11 protein-coding genes are annotated in these 15,418 nt (G+C 68.8%); 3 read left to right on the forward strand and 8 right to left on the reverse strand.

Going from position 1 to position 15,418, the window contains the following annotated elements:
• The first annotated feature begins 206 nt into the window (after positions 1-206).
• The gene (locus ACJQWM_RS09670) at positions 207-1,379 is read left to right on the forward strand and encodes a methyl-accepting chemotaxis protein (RefSeq protein WP_332705901.1); all 1,173 of its coding nucleotides are present in this window, start codon (positions 207-209) and stop codon (positions 1,377-1,379) included.
• A gap of 299 nt (positions 1,380-1,678) precedes the next feature.
• Here ACJQWM_RS09670 and ACJQWM_RS09675 read toward each other — a convergent pair whose 3' ends face one another.
• The 4 genes from ACJQWM_RS09675 to ACJQWM_RS09690 all read right to left on the reverse strand — a co-directional run bounded on the left by ACJQWM_RS09675 (position 1,679) and on the right by ACJQWM_RS09690 (position 8,494).
• The gene (locus tag ACJQWM_RS09675; protein WP_332705904.1) at positions 1,679-2,566 is read right to left on the reverse strand and encodes a TrmH family RNA methyltransferase; all 888 of its coding nucleotides are present in this window, start codon (positions 2,564-2,566) and stop codon (positions 1,679-1,681) included.
• Positions 2,567-2,568: 2 nt separating this feature from the next.
• A complete protein-coding gene (locus ACJQWM_RS09680; RefSeq protein WP_332705907.1) occupies positions 2,569-4,017 on the reverse strand; it encodes an alanine/glycine:cation symporter family protein in 1,449 nt (482 codons plus the stop codon).
• 229 nt (positions 4,018-4,246) lie between these two features.
• On the reverse strand, positions 4,247-7,372 hold the full coding sequence (locus ACJQWM_RS09685) for an efflux RND transporter permease subunit (RefSeq protein ID WP_332705910.1): 3,126 nt from the start codon (positions 7,370-7,372) through the stop codon (positions 4,247-4,249).
• 6 nt (positions 7,373-7,378) lie between these two features.
• Positions 7,379-8,494 (reverse strand): efflux RND transporter periplasmic adaptor subunit, encoded by a 1,116-nt coding sequence (locus tag ACJQWM_RS09690; RefSeq protein WP_332705913.1) that lies wholly within the window; start codon positions 8,492-8,494, stop codon positions 7,379-7,381.
• Between the two features lie 314 nt (positions 8,495-8,808).
• Here ACJQWM_RS09690 and cysK point away from each other — a divergent pair, with 314 nt between their 5' ends.
• Entirely contained in the window at positions 8,809-9,762 is a 954-nt protein-coding gene (gene cysK / locus ACJQWM_RS09695) for a cysteine synthase A (protein WP_332705916.1), read from the forward strand.
• A gap of 211 nt (positions 9,763-9,973) precedes the next feature.
• Here the strand turns inward: cysK and ACJQWM_RS09700 are convergent, their stop codons facing one another.
• A complete protein-coding gene (locus ACJQWM_RS09700) occupies positions 9,974-10,981 on the reverse strand; it encodes a class I fructose-bisphosphate aldolase (RefSeq protein WP_332705919.1) in 1,008 nt (335 codons plus the stop codon).
• A gap of 225 nt (positions 10,982-11,206) precedes the next feature.
• Positions 11,207-12,673 (reverse strand): pyruvate kinase, encoded by a 1,467-nt coding sequence (gene pyk / locus ACJQWM_RS09705; protein WP_332705922.1) that lies wholly within the window; start codon positions 12,671-12,673, stop codon positions 11,207-11,209.
• 94 nt (positions 12,674-12,767) lie between these two features.
• Here pyk and ACJQWM_RS09710 point away from each other — a divergent pair, with 94 nt between their 5' ends.
• On the forward strand, positions 12,768-13,418 hold the full coding sequence (locus ACJQWM_RS09710; RefSeq protein WP_332705925.1) for a GNAT family N-acetyltransferase: 651 nt from the start codon (positions 12,768-12,770) through the stop codon (positions 13,416-13,418).
• On the opposite strand, the gene ACJQWM_RS09715 is transcribed toward ACJQWM_RS09710, so the two are convergent.
• Positions 13,370-14,008, reverse strand: a complete 639-nt coding sequence (locus ACJQWM_RS09715; protein ID WP_332705927.1) for an HAD hydrolase-like protein — start codon at positions 14,006-14,008, stop codon at positions 13,370-13,372. The two genes, ACJQWM_RS09710 and ACJQWM_RS09715, sit on opposite strands and share 49 nt — an antisense overlap.
• A gap of 165 nt (positions 14,009-14,173) precedes the next feature.
• On the reverse strand, positions 14,174-15,352 hold the full coding sequence (locus ACJQWM_RS09720; protein ID WP_332705930.1) for a phosphoglycerate kinase: 1,179 nt from the start codon (positions 15,350-15,352) through the stop codon (positions 14,174-14,176).
• Positions 15,353-15,418: the final 66 nt, after the last annotated feature.

The raw sequence follows: 15,418 nt of genomic DNA on the forward strand, positions 1-15,418 counted from the left end.
TGGTGCGCAATCAAAAGCTTTTTGACACGGATCAGCGCGAAAAAAAGCGGATAAGGCATTTCATCCTGGAAAGCTCTATCCGCTTTTTTTCGCTCTGATCCGCGTCGAATGCTCCTGGGTTCGATTCGGCAAAAGCGGAACCGGTCGCTAAAGCCCGCCCCTTCGTGGCCGTTACCGGGAGTGACCGCCCCCGCACGAGAGCAGCGATGGAATCCCGCGTACTAATTCGCCTGGCAGCACCCCTGGCACTGACCCTTCTCCTGTTCTGCGCCGAATTGTTCGGCTGGCCGGGCGCCGCACGCCTGGGCGCGCTGGTGGCGCTGACCCTGGCCTGGCTCGGCTTTGCCTGGACCATGTACCGCCCCGGCGGCCAGCAGATGGTGCTGGCGCGTGAGCAGACCCGCCTGCTCGACGAACTGCGCAGCTTCGTCGGCGCCGAGGTCAAGGGCTCGCACACCGAGATCGAGCGCACCCGCGAACTGATCCGCGAATCGGTCGCCAAGCTAGGCGGCAGCTTCGAGGCGGTCAACCGCAAGTCGCGCCAGCAGAGCGAAGTGGTGGCGCGCATCATCGACCGCACCGGCGACGAGAACGGCGGCGGGGTCGACGTGCACCAGTTCGCGCTGCAGGCCAGCCAGAAGATGGAGCAACTGGTCGAGGCGCTGGAAGCCGTCGCCGGCCAGAGCGGCAACACTGTGACCCATATCGATGCGATGGCCGACCACCTCGACGGCATCTTCTCGCTGCTGGAGGACGTCAAGTCGATCGCCGACCAGACCAACCTGCTCGCGCTCAATGCCGCGATCGAGGCGGCGCGTGCCGGCGAGGCGGGCCGCGGCTTCGCGGTGGTCGCCGACGAGGTGCGCAACCTGTCGGAGCGCTCGACCGCGTTCAACGAGCAGATCCGCAAGCTCGCCCACAGCTCCAAGGACGCGATCGCCAAGGTCCGCGACACCGTCTCGACCATGGCCTCGCGCGACCTGGACCGCTCACGCGGTGCCCGCGCCGAAGCCGCGGCGATGCTGGAGCGCGTCGACGGCATCAACCGCGGCCTCGGCAACGGCATGCGCGAGATCGCCGAGTGCGGCCGCGCTATCGACGGCTCGGTCGCCGAAGCGGTGCGCTCGCTGCAGTTCGAGGACATCGCCACCCAGGCGCTCGGCGCCGCCGGCCTGCACCTGGAGCGGCTGAGCGCGATCAACAAGGAGGCCACCGCGCTGCAGGATCTGCTGCAGCGCAGCCATCACGACGGCGAGATGAAGAAGGCGCTGAGCGGCATGGTCCAGCGCATCGGCCAGATGCGCAGCGACTGGGAGCGTCCGCCGCACAAGCCGGTGATGCAGCAGTCGATGGATGCCGGCAGCGTCGAACTGTTCTGAGTGGCGCCGGGCCTGCCCGGCGCAAGCTCGATGGTGGTTACAGCGGCGGCAGACGGTTGTGGTTCGCGGCTGAAGCCGCTCCTACAAGGCGGGCAAACGCCAGGGCTCTGCTCCACTCCACCCACCGCCGCGCGCGCAAGCCCCACCGGCAACCCGCGCGCGGCATGCGCATCCCGCATCGGCACAAGACGCATTCTCCATGCAGCGTCTCAGCAACCTGCGAAGCCGGTAGTTCCTGCAGATGCACCCGATCGGCATCGGCCCGCCACCCCGCTTGGGCGTGCAGGCCTGGAGGAAGCTCACCGGCGCGCGTGCCACGCTGCCAATAGCACCGCCGTTGCGGCGGCGACATTGAGGCTTTCCACCGCTCCGGTGCCGGCGATCGACAGCCGCAGGTCGCAGGCCGCGGCCAGTTCGCGGTCCATGCCCTCGCCCTCGGCGCCGAGCACGTAGACCATGCGTTCGGGCAAGCGGCCCGCGAATGGATCGTCGCCGCCTTCGACCACCGTCGCGGCCAACGCGAAGCCGGCGCTGCGCAGTTGCACCAGCGCAGTGTCGCTGCGGCCCAGACGGACCAGCGGCACCGCCTCGGCGCCGCCCTCGGCCACGCGTGCGGCCGCGCCCGACAGCGCCAGCGTCGAATGCGCCGGCAGCAGCAGCGCGCCGACGCCGAAATGCGCGGCCGAGCGCAGGATCGCGCCGAAATTGTGCGGGTTGCCTACCCCGTCGAGCCAGATCGCCAGTTGCGGCCCGGCCGGGACTCCACGCAACCAGTCCGCCAGCGGCGCCGGCTCGGTGCGCAGCACGTCGGCGACCACGCCCTCGTGGTGCGAGCTGGCCGCAAGCTTGTGCAGGTCAGACTCCTCGACCACGCGGTACCCGACGCGCTGGGCCGCGCACCACGACAGCAGAGGGCGCAGCTGGTCGACGCGAGACTGCGCCAGGTACAGCTTGCGGATCGCCTCGGGACGCTGGGCGAACACCGCCCGCACCGCATTGAGCCCGTGCAGCCGCAACTCGCGCGGCGGCCTGGCCGGCGCTGGTCCTGCCGGTGTTGATCCTGCCGCCGCGGGCCCTGGCGCGGGCGCATCGTCCGTGCGTTCCCCCGGCCCGCGCTGCGGGCCACGCGTGCGTGCTCCCGGCGGTTTGGCGCGATCCCAGGGACTCGGCGGTCGTTGCCCGGCCATGGTCAGCCGTCGCGGTCTTGGAGCTTCTCGCGCCACAGCTCGGCATGGCGGATGCCGAGCGCGTCGGGGTCGAACACCGGATCGCGCCCGGCCTTCTTCTGCGCCTCGTAGTCGCGCAGCGCCTGGAAAGCCGGTTTCTGCAGGATCAGGATCGCGATCAGGTTGAGCCACGCCATCAGGCCGACGCCGATGTCACCCAGCCCCCAGGCCAGCGCCGCGCTCTTGACCGCGCCGTAGGCCACCGCCGCCAGGATGCCGACCCGCAGCGCCAGCGTCAGCCACGGGCGGTGCACCTTGCGGTTGATGTAGGCGATGTTGGTCTCGGCCATGTAGTAGTAGGCCAGGATGGTGGTGAAGGCGAAGAACAGCAGCGCCAGCGCGACGAAGCCCGCGCCCCAGCCCGGCAGCACCGATTCGACCGCGGCCTGGGCGAAGCCGGGCCCGGCCTCCACGCCGGGCAATGCGTTGACCAGTATCGCCCCATCGGGACCGACCACGTTGTACATGCCGGTGGAGAGGATCAAAAACGCGGTGGCCGAGCACACCAGCAGCGTGTCGACGTAGACCGAGAACGCCTGCACGTAACCCTGCTTGGCCGGGTGCGAGACTTCCGCCGCGGCCGCCGCATGCGGGCCGGTGCCCTGCCCGGCCTCGTTGGAGTAGATGCCGCGCTTGACCCCCCATTCGATCGCGAGGCCGAGCACCGCGCCGAAACCGGCATGCCAGCCGAAAGCACTGTTGAGGATCAGCATGAACATGTCGGGCAGGCGATCGACGTTGAGCAACAGGATGCCGATCGCGATCACCATGTAGGCCAGCGCCATGAACGGCACCACCACCTGGGCGAAGTGCGCGATGCGCTTGACCCCGCCGAAGATGATGAAGCCCAATACCGCCACGACCGCGGTGGCGGTCGCCCACGACGGGATGCCCCAGGCGGTGGTCAGCCCCGAGGAGATCGCGTTGGCCTGCACGCCCGGCAGCAGCAGCCCGGTGGCGATGATGGTGACCAGCGCGAACAGCCACGCGTACCACTTCTGGCCCATCGCCTTTTCGATGTAATAGGCCGGGCCGCCGCGGTACTGGCCGTTGTCGTCCTTCTCCTTGTAGATCTGCGCCAGGGTCGATTCGACGTACGCCGTCGATGCGCCGAGGAATGCCACCACCCACATCCAGAACACCGCGCCGGGCCCGCCGAAGGCGATCGCGGTGGCGACGCCGGCGATGTTGCCGGTGCCCACCCGGCCCGACAGCGAGATCGCCAGCGCCTGGAACGAGGACACTCCGGCGTCGGACGATTGCCCACGGAAGATCAGCCGGATCATCTCGCCGAAGCCGCGCACCTGCATGAAGCGCGTGCGAATCGAGAAGTACAGGCCGGCGCCCAGGCACAGGTAGATCAGGGCCGGGCTCCAGATGACGCTGTTCAGCGCGTTGACCAAATTTTCCACGTGGCGTTGTCCCTTGGAAGCGTTAGTGGATGCATTGAAAGCGCCGGCGCGCCGGCGGCAGACCCGCACCTTAACCGGATTTGCGGATATCAAGGAAACCGGTGTCGCGATTCCCTGTAGGAGCGGCCCATGGCCGCGACCGGCAATCAAACGCGATGCGATCATCCACCGGGCCGCGTGCAGAAAAGCATCGCGGGCATGGCCCGCCCCTACCGGGGATTACGCGGCTCTAGGCATGGCCGCCGACCGGCGGGGTCTGCGCCTCGAGCCGCTCGAGCTCGTGCGAGACCGCATCGGGCGATCGGGTGTACCTGGCCAGCAGCACGTAGAACGCCGGCACGATGAACAGCGACAGCAGGGTCGAGAACGACACCCCGAAGATCACCACTACGCCGATCGTGGCGCGGCTGGCCGAGCCCGGCCCGCCGGCCAGCACCAGCGGCAGCGCGCCGACCGCGGTCGCGATCGAGGTCATCAGGATCGGCCGCAGGCGCGTGGCGGACGATTCGACGATCGCCTGGTGGATGCTGCGACCCTGGTCGCGCAACTGGTTGGCGAACTCCACGATCAGGATGCCGTTCTTGGCCGCCAGCCCCACCAGCATCACGATGCCGATCTGGCTGAACAGGTTGAGCGTGCCGCCGGTCACGGCCAGGCCGATCAGCGCGCCGAGCACGCCCAGCGGCACCGTCAGCATGATCACCAGCGGATGGATGAAGCTCTCGAACTGCGCCGCCAGCACCAGGTACACCACCAGCAGGGCCAGGGTGAAGGTCAGCAGCACCGCGCCGCCGGCCTTCTGGTACTCGCGCGACTCGCCCTTCCAGTCGATCTGGGCGTGCTCTGGCAGTTCGGTTTCCACCACCTGGTTGAGGAACTCCAACGCCTCGCCCATCGTGTAGCCCGGCGCCAGGCCGGCGGTGATCGTGATCGCGCGCAGGCGGTTGAAGCGGTTGAGGCTGCCGGCCTCGGCCAGCTCGGTCAGACTGACCAGGTTGGACAGCGGCACCAGCTCGCCGCTGCGCGAGCGCACCTCGATCGCGGCCAGGTCGGCCGGCGATGCGCGTCCGGCGCGTCCGGCCTGCACGATCACGTCGTACTCCTCGCCGTCCTGCACGAAGGTGGTAACGCGGCGGCTGCCCATCATGGTCTCCAGCGCCTGGCCGATGTCGGTCACGCTGACGCCCAGGTCGGCGGCGCGCTGGCGGTTGATCTGCACGCGCATCTGCGGGCGCGTTTCCTGGTAGTCCGAATCGACCGAGAACAGGCCCGGGTTGTCCTCCATGCGCTGCATCATGACGTCGCGCCACTGCGCGATCTCGGCATACTCGGGGCCGCCGAGCACGATCTGGATCGGCTGGCCGCGGCTGCCGACCAGGCCGCCGCCGACCCGCGGGTTGGCGCGCACGCCGGTCAGCTCGTCCAGGTCAGCGCGCAGCGATTCGGCGACCTCGCTGGTGTGCTTGTCTCGCTCGTCCCAGTCCTGCAGGAACACGATCACGTTGCCGGTGTGCATTTCCTCGCTCGCCCCCCAGCCGCCCGGCACGCGGGTGTTGAAGCGGCGGATCGCAGCGTCCTCGCCGCTGTGGCGGGCGAACACCTCCTCTACCTGCTGGATCTGCTCGACCGTGTAGTCGAAGCCGGCACCCTCGGGGCCGACCACCGAGACGAAGAACGCGCCGCGGTCCTCGGCCGGCGCAAGCTCGGAGGGCACCCACTTGAACAGGCCGAAACTCAGCGCCAGCGCGCCCAGCATCAGCGCCGCAAACAGCCACGGCCGGTCGACGCTGCGCTCCAGCCAGCGGCTGTAACGCGCACGCAGGCCGTCCAGCCGGGCGTTGATCCAGCGGTGCACGCGGTTGGACTTCTCGTGGCTGTGCGGGCGCACCAGCTTGGACGACATCATCGGGGTCAGGGTCAGCGCGACGAACGCCGAGATCGCCACCGCCCCGGCCAGCGCCACCGACAGCTCGCGGAACAGGCGCCCGGCGTTGCCCTCCATGAAACCGACCGGCAGGAACACCGCGACCAGCACGGTGGTGGTGGCGATCACCGCGAACGCGACCTGCCGGGTGCCGCGCCGCGCGGCGACCAGCTTGGGTTCGCCCAGGTCGGCGCGGCGCTGGATGTTCTCCAGCACCACGATCGCATCGTCGACCACCAGCCCGATCGACAGCACGATCGCCAGCAGGGTCAACAGGTTGATCGAGTAGCCGAACAGGTACAGCGGCAGGAATGCCGCGACCAGGCACACCGGCACCGTCAGCGCCGGGATCAGCGCCGCGCGGAAGCTGCCCAGGAACAGCCAGATGACCAGTAGCACCAGCGCGATCGCCTCGACCAGGGTCAGGTACACGCGCTTGATCGACTGCTCGATGAAGACCGTATCGTCGTATGCGACGAAGATGTTCATGCCCTCCGGCAGCGTCCTCTGGATGGCCTCGGCCTCGGCACGCGCCGCGCGCGCCACGTCCAGCGCGTTGGCGGTGGAGGTCTTGACGATGCCCAGCCCGATGTTGGGCTGGCCGTTGCTCTTGTAGTAGGCGCGGCGCTCGGCCGAGGCCAGCTCGACCTGCGCGACATCGCCGATCCTCACCACGTAGCCGTCGGCGCCGCTGCGGATCGGGATCTGGGCGAAGTCGCTCGGGTTCTGGTACTCGCGCGCCACGCGCAGGGTGAAGTCGCGGCTCTCCGATTCGATCCGGCCCGCCGGCAGTTCCACGTTCTCGGCGCGCAGTGCAGCGGCGACATCACTGGCGGTGACGCCGCGCGCGGCCATCGACGCGCTGTCGAGCCAGATCCGCATCGCGTAGCGCTGACGCCCGCCGATGCGGACCTGCGAGACCCCGTCCAGGCTCGACAGCCGGTCGACCATGTAGCGCTCGGCGTAGTCCGACAGCTGCAGCGCGTCCATGTTGGTCGAGCTCATGTTGAGCCAGATCACGGTGTCCGAATCGCTGTCGGCCTTTTCCACCTCGGGCGGATCGGCCTCGTCGGGCATGCGGTCGGCGACGCCGCTGATCGCGTCGCGGACGTCGTTGGCGGCCGCCTCGATATCGCGCTCCAGGGTGAACTCCAGGTTCACCGAGGCGCGACCGTTGACGCTGCGCGACTGGATCGTCTCGATCCCCTCGATGCCCGACAACGCATCCTCCAGCACCTGGGTGACGCGGGTCTCGATCACCGCCGCCGAGGCGCCCGGGTAGTTGACATCGACCGAGACGATCGGCGGGTCGATCGCCGGCAGCTCGCGCAGGGTCAGGCGCGAGAACGCCATGACGCCCAGCACGATCAGCAGCAGGCTCATCACGGTGGCGAACACCGGGCGGCGGATCGAGAGGTCGGAGATGTTCATGGCCGGTCAGCCCTGCTGCGGCCGGATGGCGGTCCCGCCGGGGGCCTGCTCCTGCACCGGCTCCTGCGGCGGCGTGGCCGGCGCGCTGTCCTCGGTGATCGTGCTGCCGTTGCGCAACTTGCCGGTGCCGTCGACCACGATGCGGTCCCCGGCCTCCAGCCCGCCAGTCACCTCGGCCAGGCCCTCGCGCCGGGTGCCGATCTCGACATCGGCCTGCTCGACCGTGCTGTCCTGCTCGACCCGGTAGACGTAGGAATTGCTGCCGACCTGCACGATCGAGATCTCCGGCACCAGTATCGCCTCGCGTTCGGGGCGGCTCTGGGTGACCTGCAGCAGCATGCCGGGGCGCAGCACGCGGCCCGGGTTGTCGAACGCGCCGCGTACGGTGACCGCGCGCGTGGCCGGGTCGATGCGCGAGTCGACCGTGCTGACCGCGCCCTCGAACTCGACTCCGGGATAGGCCGCGGTGGTCCCGCTCAGGTGCTGGCCTTCGGCGAGGAAGGCCAGCATGGTCTCGGGCACCGGGAAGTCGACATAGACCCGCTCGGTATCGTCCAGCGTGGCGATCGGCGTGCCCGGGGTCACCAGTGCGCCGGGGCTGACCTGGCGCAGGCCGAGCACGCCGGCGAACGGCGCCCGGATCACGCGGTCGGCCAGTTGCGCCCGGATCTGGGCCACCCGGGCGTTGGCGGCATCGCGGATCGCACGCTGTGTGTCGAGCGCCGAGCGTGCGATCAGTTGCTGGCTGGCCAGTTCGCTCTGGCGCTGGAACAACTGCTCGGCCTCGTTGGCCGCGGCCTGCGCCTGGACCAGTTCGGCCTGCTGCGCCTGCCCGGTCAGGGTGACCAGCGGCGCGCCGGCCTCGACCACATCGCCGCTGGAGAAATGCACATCGCGCACCGTCTCGCTGACCTTTGCGGTCACGGTGACCGACTCGCGCGCCTTGACCGTACCCAGCGACACGACGGTGTCGCTCCAGGGCCGCATCTGCACGCGCTGGGTGGTCACCGGGACCGCCCGGCCCTCGCCGCCGGCGCGGCGGCTCTCGTTGCTGCCGCAGGCAGCCAAAACGGAAACGAGTGCAAGGACGCCGAGGGCGCCGAGTCGGGATTCGGTTCGCATGCCTCTCTCTGGAGGGAAGGGGCGGAAAAGCGGGAAAAGACAGGGCGGCGAGTGTAGCCGCGTGCAGGTAACGCTTGCGTGGGCCAAAGGTTGACAGCCGATGCCGCAAAACCCGCGACCCGCTGCGGCACGGTCTTGACGCCGGCGGTGTGACCGCTGTGGCACTCTTCGGCATGCTGCGGCTGCCGCGCGGCGAGCCTGGGCAGCCAATGATGACCAAACGTGATGCCGTTGAGCCAGGGGCACCGGCAGCATCGAGCACCCGCCCCCACCGGGCATGCCTGCCCTCCACGCACCTCCAGGAGCACGCCGCAATGATCCACGACAGCATCCTCGACACCATCGGCCGCACCCCGGTGGTGCGCCTGCACCGGCTCGCGCCGGCCCACGTCGCGCTGTACGGCAAGATCGAGTCATTCAACCCCGGCGGCTCGGTCAAGGACCGGCTCGCGCTGGCGATCATCCTCGACGCCGAGGCGCGCGGCCTGCTCAAACCGGGAGACACGGTGGTCGAGGCGACCTCGGGCAACACCGGGGTTGCGCTGGCGATGGTCTGCGCGGCGCGCGGCTACAAGTTCGTGGCGACCATGGCGGAGACCTTCTCGATCGAGCGCCGCAAGCTGATGCGGGCCTACGGCGCCAAGGTCATCCTGACCCCGGCCGCCGAGCGCGGCAGCGGCATGGTGCGGCGGGCGGAGGAACTGGCGAAACAGCACGGCTGGTTCCTCGCGCGCCAGTTCCAGAACCCGGCCAACCCGGCGTACCATCGGCAGACCACCGCGGCGGAGATCCTGCAGGACTTCGCCGGCGGCCGGCTCGATCATTTCGTCACCGGCTGGGGCACCGGCGGCACCCTGACCGGCGTCGGCGAGATGCTCAAGCTGGCGCGGCCGGAGGTGCGCATCACCACCTGCGAACCGGCCGTGGCCTCGCTGCTGACCGGCGCGCAGTGGCAGCCGCACAAGATCCAGGGCTGGACCCCCGATTTCGTGCCCGAGGTGCTCAACCGCGAGGTCGCCGACGCGATCGTGCCGATCGACGACGTGCTGGCCCGCGACACCGCGCGCCGGCTGGCGCAGGAGGAAGGCCTGTTCGTCGGCATCTCCGCAGGGGCCACCGTGGCCGCGGCGCTGCAGGTCGCGAAGGATGCCGGCGATGGCGCGGTGATCCTGGCGATGCTGCCCGACACCGGCGAGCGCTACCTCAGCACGTTCCTGTTCGAGGACGTCAATGAGGGCTCGGACGACGAGTGGCTGGCGGGGCTGTAGTAGTCGGCCGAGCCAACAGCAAATCCTCCCCAGCCCTCCTTTTCCAAAGGAGGGAGCCACAGCAAGCCACTGCGCGGCCCAGGAAAAGCACTTGGCTGTTTCCCCCTTTGGAAAAGGGGGGGCAAGGGGGATTTGCTCTTGCTTTCGATTCTAGATCGTTAAACAAGAACGCCGGCATGCGCCGGCGTTTTTGGTGACGTAGCGATCCGAATTACGCCGCCTTCCACTGCCCCAGCGCCGCCAGGCCGTTGTCGCGGGCACGTGCGAACACGGTGTCCTGCGCCTTGCCGACATTGTTCGCAATGTCCTGCGACCACAGCTTCAGCGCCGCCGACTGCATCGCGCGACCGTAGGAGAACGACAGCGGCCAAGGGTGCGGGCCGAAGCGGTTGATCGCGTCCAGGTGCGCGGTCGCGTCCTCGTCGGACTGGCCGCCGGACAGGAACACGATGCCCGGCAGCGTCGCCGGCACGGTCGACTTGAGCACCTGCAGGGTCGACAGGGCGACCTCGTCGACGCTCGCCTTGTCGCCGCTGTTCGAGCCGGGCAGCACCATCGAGGCCTTCAGGATCGTGCCCTCCAGCATCACGCTGTGCTCGTAGAGCGCGCCGAACAGCGAACGCAGCGTGACCTCGGTGACCTCGAAGCAGGTCTCGATGTCGTGGCTGCCGTCCATGATCACCTCCGGCTCGACCATCGGCACCAGCCCCTGCTCCTGGCACAGCGCGGCATAGCGCGCCAGGGCGTGGCTGTTGGCCTCAATGCAGGTGCCGGTCGGCAGCTCGTCGGAGATGTTGATGACCGCGCGCCACTTGGCGAAACGCGCACCGAGCTTGTAGTACTCCTCCAGCCGCGCGCGCAGCCCGTCCAGGCCCTCGGTCACCACCTCACCTGGGAAGCCGGCCAGCGGCTGCGGGCCCTTGTCGACCTTGATGCCTGGGATGATGCCGTTGTCGGCCATCAGTTTGGTGAAGGGAACGCCGTCGCGGGTGGACTGGCGGATGGTCTCGTCGAACAGGATCGCGCCGGAGATGTAGTCGCCCAGTTTCGGGGTCGACAGCAACAGCTCGCGGTAGGCCCGGCGGTTTTCCTCGGTGCACTCGATACCCACGCCATCGAAACGCTTCTTGATGGTGTTGTTGGACTCGTCGATCGCGATGATGCCCTTGCCCGCGGCGACCATGGCCTGGGCGGTTTCGGCAAGCTGTTCGATGCTCATGGATGTCCTGCGGCTGCGGTGGGAAGCGGCCGATTATAGCCGGGGCCCCACGTGCCGGCCATGTGAACACCTATGCCCACACCATGCCGACATCCATGCAGAACAGGCAGTTACACGCGCCGCAAGACAGCAACCCAGGTCTTCGTAGGCTGGGCTGGCAAGCCCAGCGGCCGCGTCATTGCCGATGCTGGCCTTGCCAGCTCAGCCTACGCAACCGCCAACGGCTCAGAGCTCGCCGAGCCCTTCGGCCTGGCCACCGGCGCCGACCTGCAGCAGGCGCAGCGTGTTGGTCGCGCCGTGATGCTCCATGTGCTCGCCGCTGGTGAACACCAGCCGGTCGCCCTCCTCGAGCATGCCGGCCTCGAACAACTGCCGGATCGAGACGCGGGCGGCATCGCGCGAGGCCAGGCCGCGGCTGTCGAAGTCGAACGGCAGCACCCCGCGCATCATCGTCATCTTGCAACGCGTGCCCTCGTGCCGGGACAGCGCGAACAACGGCGCCGGCGAGCGGAACCGCGACAGGAACCGCGCGGTGCCGCCGGACTCGGTCATCGCCACGATCGCGCGCACGCCGATGTGCTCGGACAGGAACATCGCCGCCATCGCGATCGCCTGGTCGGCCTTTTCCAGGTTGCGCGGGGCCTTCTCGAAATCGGTATCGGCCTTGAACTGGCGCTCGGCGCCCAGGCAGATGCGCACCATCGCCTCGACCGCCTTGACCGGATAGCGGCCGGCCGCGGTTTCGGCCGACAGCATCACCGCGTCGGTGCCGTCGATCACCGCATTGGCGACATCGAGCACCTCCGCGCGCGTGGGGATCGGGCTTTCGACCATCGACTGCAGCATCTGGGTGGCGGTGATGACCACCCGGTTGCGCGCCAGCGACTCGCGGATGATCTTCTTCTGCAGGCCCGGCAGTTCGGCATCGCCGATCTCCACGCCCAGATCGCCGCGCGCGACCATCACCACGTCGCTGGCCTCGATGATCTCGACCAGGTTCTCGATCGCCTCGGCGCGCTCGATCTTCGACACCAGCGCGGCGTGACTGCCGGCCGCGCGTGCGATCCGGCGGGCGTCGTGCATGTCCGCGGCGTTGCGGCAGAACGACACCGCGATGAAATCCGCGCCGGCTTCGGCCGCCACCGCGATCAGTTCCTCGTCGCGCTCGGTCAGCGCGCCCAGCGACAGTCCGCCGCCCTGCTTGTTCAGTCCCTTGCGGTCCGACAGCATGCCGTCGTTGAGCACCGTGCAGGCGATGCGCTCGCCCTCGACCGTGTCCACGCGCAGCTGCAGCAGCCCGTCGTCGAGCAGCAGGTGGTCGCCCGGCGTCACGTCACCGGGCAGGCCTAGATAACTCACGCCGACCTGGTGCACGTCGCCCGGCGGCACATCATGGCTGGCGACCAGGTCGAAGCGCTCGCCGGCGGTGAGTTCGACCCGGCCCTCGGCGAAGCGGTCGATGCGGATCTTGGGCCCGGGCAGGTCGGCGAGGATGCCGACCTCGCGCCCCACCCGTTTGGCCGCCTCGCGCACCGCGGTCGCGCGCGCCATCTGCGAGGCCGGGTCGCCGTGGGAGAAGTTGAGCCGGACCACATCGACCCCGGCGGCGAGGATCGCATCGAGCACGCCGGGCGCATCGGTGGCCGGGCCGAGGGTGGCGAGGATCTTGGTGCGGCGGGGATTGGCGGACATGTCAGAATTCCATGAGTGCAGCTGCGCGCTGGCCAGCTCACGCTAGCACAGCCATCGCACCGTCCGAACGCGCCATCAAAGCCGGAATCCAACGATGAACCACGCCCCTGCAAATGCGCCCGATGCCCCCGCCGCTGCGGCACCCGACGACCTGCCGGTACTGACCGGAGAGCGCCTGCGCCTGCGTGGATTCCGTGAAGACGACCTGCCGGATTTTTTCGCGGTGCACTCCGATCCCGCGGTCAACCGCTACTGGAGCTTCCCGGCCTGGACCGACATCGCACAGGCACGCGACTACTTCGCCGACGCCATCGCCGCGCGCGATGCGACGCGCATGCTGTGCTGGGTGATCGCCGAACGCGACAGCGACCGCCTGATCGGTGCCGCGACCCTGTGCGCGATCCATCGCGAGCAGGGCCGCGCCGAGATCGGTTATGCGCTGCGCTCCAGCCACTGGGGTCGCGGGTACGCCCAGGATGCGCTGCGGCTGGCGCTCGCGCACGCGTTCGAGGGCCTGGCACTGCGGCGCGTCGAGGCCGACATCGACCCGCGCAACCAGGGCTCGTGCCGGCTGGCCGAGCGTCTGGGTTTCGTCCGCGAAGGCCTGTTGCGCGAACGCTGGCACGTGGCCGGCGAGCTGTGCGATTCGGCGCTGTATGGGTTGCTAGCGCGGGAGTGGCATGCCGTGCCGAGCGATCAGGCAGCGAGCAGTGCCGGCAGTTGTGCGGGGCTCGCCGCCAGGTGATCGGCGCCGGCGGCGCGCAACTCCGACTCGCCGCCGAAGCCCCACAGCACGCCGATGTTGCGCATGGCGTGGTGGCGCGCACCTTCGATGTCCATGCGGCGGTCGCCGATCATCCAGCAGTCCGCCGGCGCCAGCGCCAGCCGCTGCAGCGCCTCGCCGATCAGCTCGGGCTTGTCGCTGAGCCGCCCGTCCAGGGTCGCGCCGATCACGTCATCGAAGCGATGCCCGAACGGCAGGTGGTCGATGATCTTGCGCGCATGCGGCTCGTTCTTCGCCGTGACCACCACCAGACGATGTCCGGCGGCGTGCAGTGCCTCGATGACCCCGTCGATGCCCGGATACGGCTCGTGCTCGGCCCAGCCGTGGCGCTCGAACCGGTCGCGGTAGTGCTCGACCGCGTGCTCGACATGCGCGGGGTTCTCGAACAGCGGACCGAAGCTGGCGCGCAGCGATGGCCCGATCCAGCGGCGCAGTTCAATATCGGACGGCACCGGTTGCTGCATCTGCGTCAGCGCATGGGCGACACAGCGGGTGATGCCGACCGCGGAGTCGATAAGGGTGCCGTCGAGGTCGAACAATAAGGTGGTCATACGTGGCTCACTCAGTTTTTACTCCCCTCCTGTATGCGCTCCCCTCTTTGAAAAAGAGGGGTTGGGGGAGATTGGCTTTGGCTTTGCGTAGGGAGATGAAGCAACAGCAAATCTCCCCTGGCCCCTTTTTGATAAAGAGGGGAAGCAAAAAAAGCCGCAGGATGGTCAGCCGCCGCGCCGCTTCAACGCCGTGACCGCCGGCAATTCCTTGCCTTCGAGGAACTCCAGGAACGCGCCACCACCGGTGGAGATATAGCTGACCTCGTCGGCGATCCCGTACTTGTCGACCGCCGCCAGGGTGTCGCCGCCGCCTGCGATCGAAAATGCATTGCTCGCGGCGATCGCGCGCGCCAGGGCTTCGGTGCCGTGGCCGAACGCGTCAAACTCGAACACCCCGACCGGCCCGTTCCAGACCACAGTGCCGGCGTGCCTGATCAATTCGGCGTAGCGCGCGGCGGTGTCCGGGCCGATGTCCAGGATCATGTCGTCGGCCTGGACCGCGTCGATCGGCTTGACCGTGGCCGGTGCATCGGCGGCGAACTTCGGCGCGACCACGACATCGGTCGGCACCGGAATATCGGCGCTGCGCGCTTTCGCGTCGGCCATGATCTGTTTTGCGGTGTCGATCAGATCCATCTCGACCAGCGACTTGCCGACGCCGTAGCCCATCGCGGCGATGAAGGTGTTGGCGATGCCGCCGCCGACGATGAGCTGGTCGACCTTGCCGACCAGCGAGGACAGCAGTTCGAGCTTGGTGCTGACCTTGGAGCCGGCGACGATCGCCAGCAGCGGCCGCGCCGGGGTCTCCAGCGCCTTGGCCAGCGCGTCGAGTTCGGCCATCAGCAGCGGGCCGCCGGCGGCGACCCTGGCGTGTTCGACCACGCCATGGGTCGAGGCCTGCGCGCGATGCGCGGTGCCGAACGCATCCATCACGAACACATCGCAAAGCCGTGCGTAGGCCTTGGCCAACGCCGCATCATTGGCCTTCTCGCCGACGTTCATGCGGCAGTTCTCCAGCAGCGCGATCTGGCCCGGCTTGAGCTCGACCCCGCCGACCCAGTCCTTGATCAGTGGCACCTCGATGCCGAGCAGTTCGCCCAGGCGCGCGGCGACCGGCGCCAGCGAATCGTTCTGGCTCCAGGTGCCTTCGGTGGGCCGTCCCAGGTGCGACATCACCATGACCGCCGCGCCTTTTTCCAGCGCCAGCTTCAGCGTCGGCAGGGCGGCGGTGATGCGCTGCTCGGAGCTGATGCGGCCATCCGCGTCGATCGGCACGTTGAGGTCTTCGCGGATCAGCACGCGTTTGCCGGCGAGGTCGAGATCGGTCATGCGGACGATGGTCACGTGGGCCTCCTGGGGCGTGGATGGCGCAACGCGCCGGCCCGCGTATTGTCGCGGCGTGTGCGCTCG

This window comes from Novilysobacter longmucuonensis (assembly GCF_046600735.1).
Classification (GTDB): domain Bacteria; phylum Pseudomonadota; class Gammaproteobacteria; order Xanthomonadales; family Xanthomonadaceae; genus Novilysobacter_A; species Novilysobacter_A longmucuonensis.

Coding starts and splice junctions, on each gene's coding strand:
- ACJQWM_RS09670 (WP_332705901.1), top strand. CDS start 207: ATGGAATCCCGCGTACTAATTCGCCTGGCAGCACCCCTGGCACTGACC.
- ACJQWM_RS09675 (WP_332705904.1), bottom strand. CDS start 2,566: ATGGCCGGGCAACGACCGCCGAGTCCCTGGGATCGCGCCAAACCGCCG.
- ACJQWM_RS09685 (WP_332705910.1), bottom strand. CDS start 7,372: ATGAACATCTCCGACCTCTCGATCCGCCGCCCGGTGTTCGCCACCGTG.
- ACJQWM_RS09690 (WP_332705913.1), bottom strand. CDS start 8,494: ATGCGAACCGAATCCCGACTCGGCGCCCTCGGCGTCCTTGCACTCGTT.
- cysK (WP_332705916.1), top strand. CDS start 8,809: ATGATCCACGACAGCATCCTCGACACCATCGGCCGCACCCCGGTGGTG.
- ACJQWM_RS09700 (WP_332705919.1), bottom strand. CDS start 10,981: ATGAGCATCGAACAGCTTGCCGAAACCGCCCAGGCCATGGTCGCCGCG.
- pyk (WP_332705922.1), bottom strand. CDS start 12,673: ATGTCCGCCAATCCCCGCCGCACCAAGATCCTCGCCACCCTCGGCCCG.
- ACJQWM_RS09710 (WP_332705925.1), top strand. CDS start 12,768: ATGAACCACGCCCCTGCAAATGCGCCCGATGCCCCCGCCGCTGCGGCA.
- ACJQWM_RS09715 (WP_332705927.1), bottom strand. CDS start 14,008: ATGACCACCTTATTGTTCGACCTCGACGGCACCCTTATCGACTCCGCG.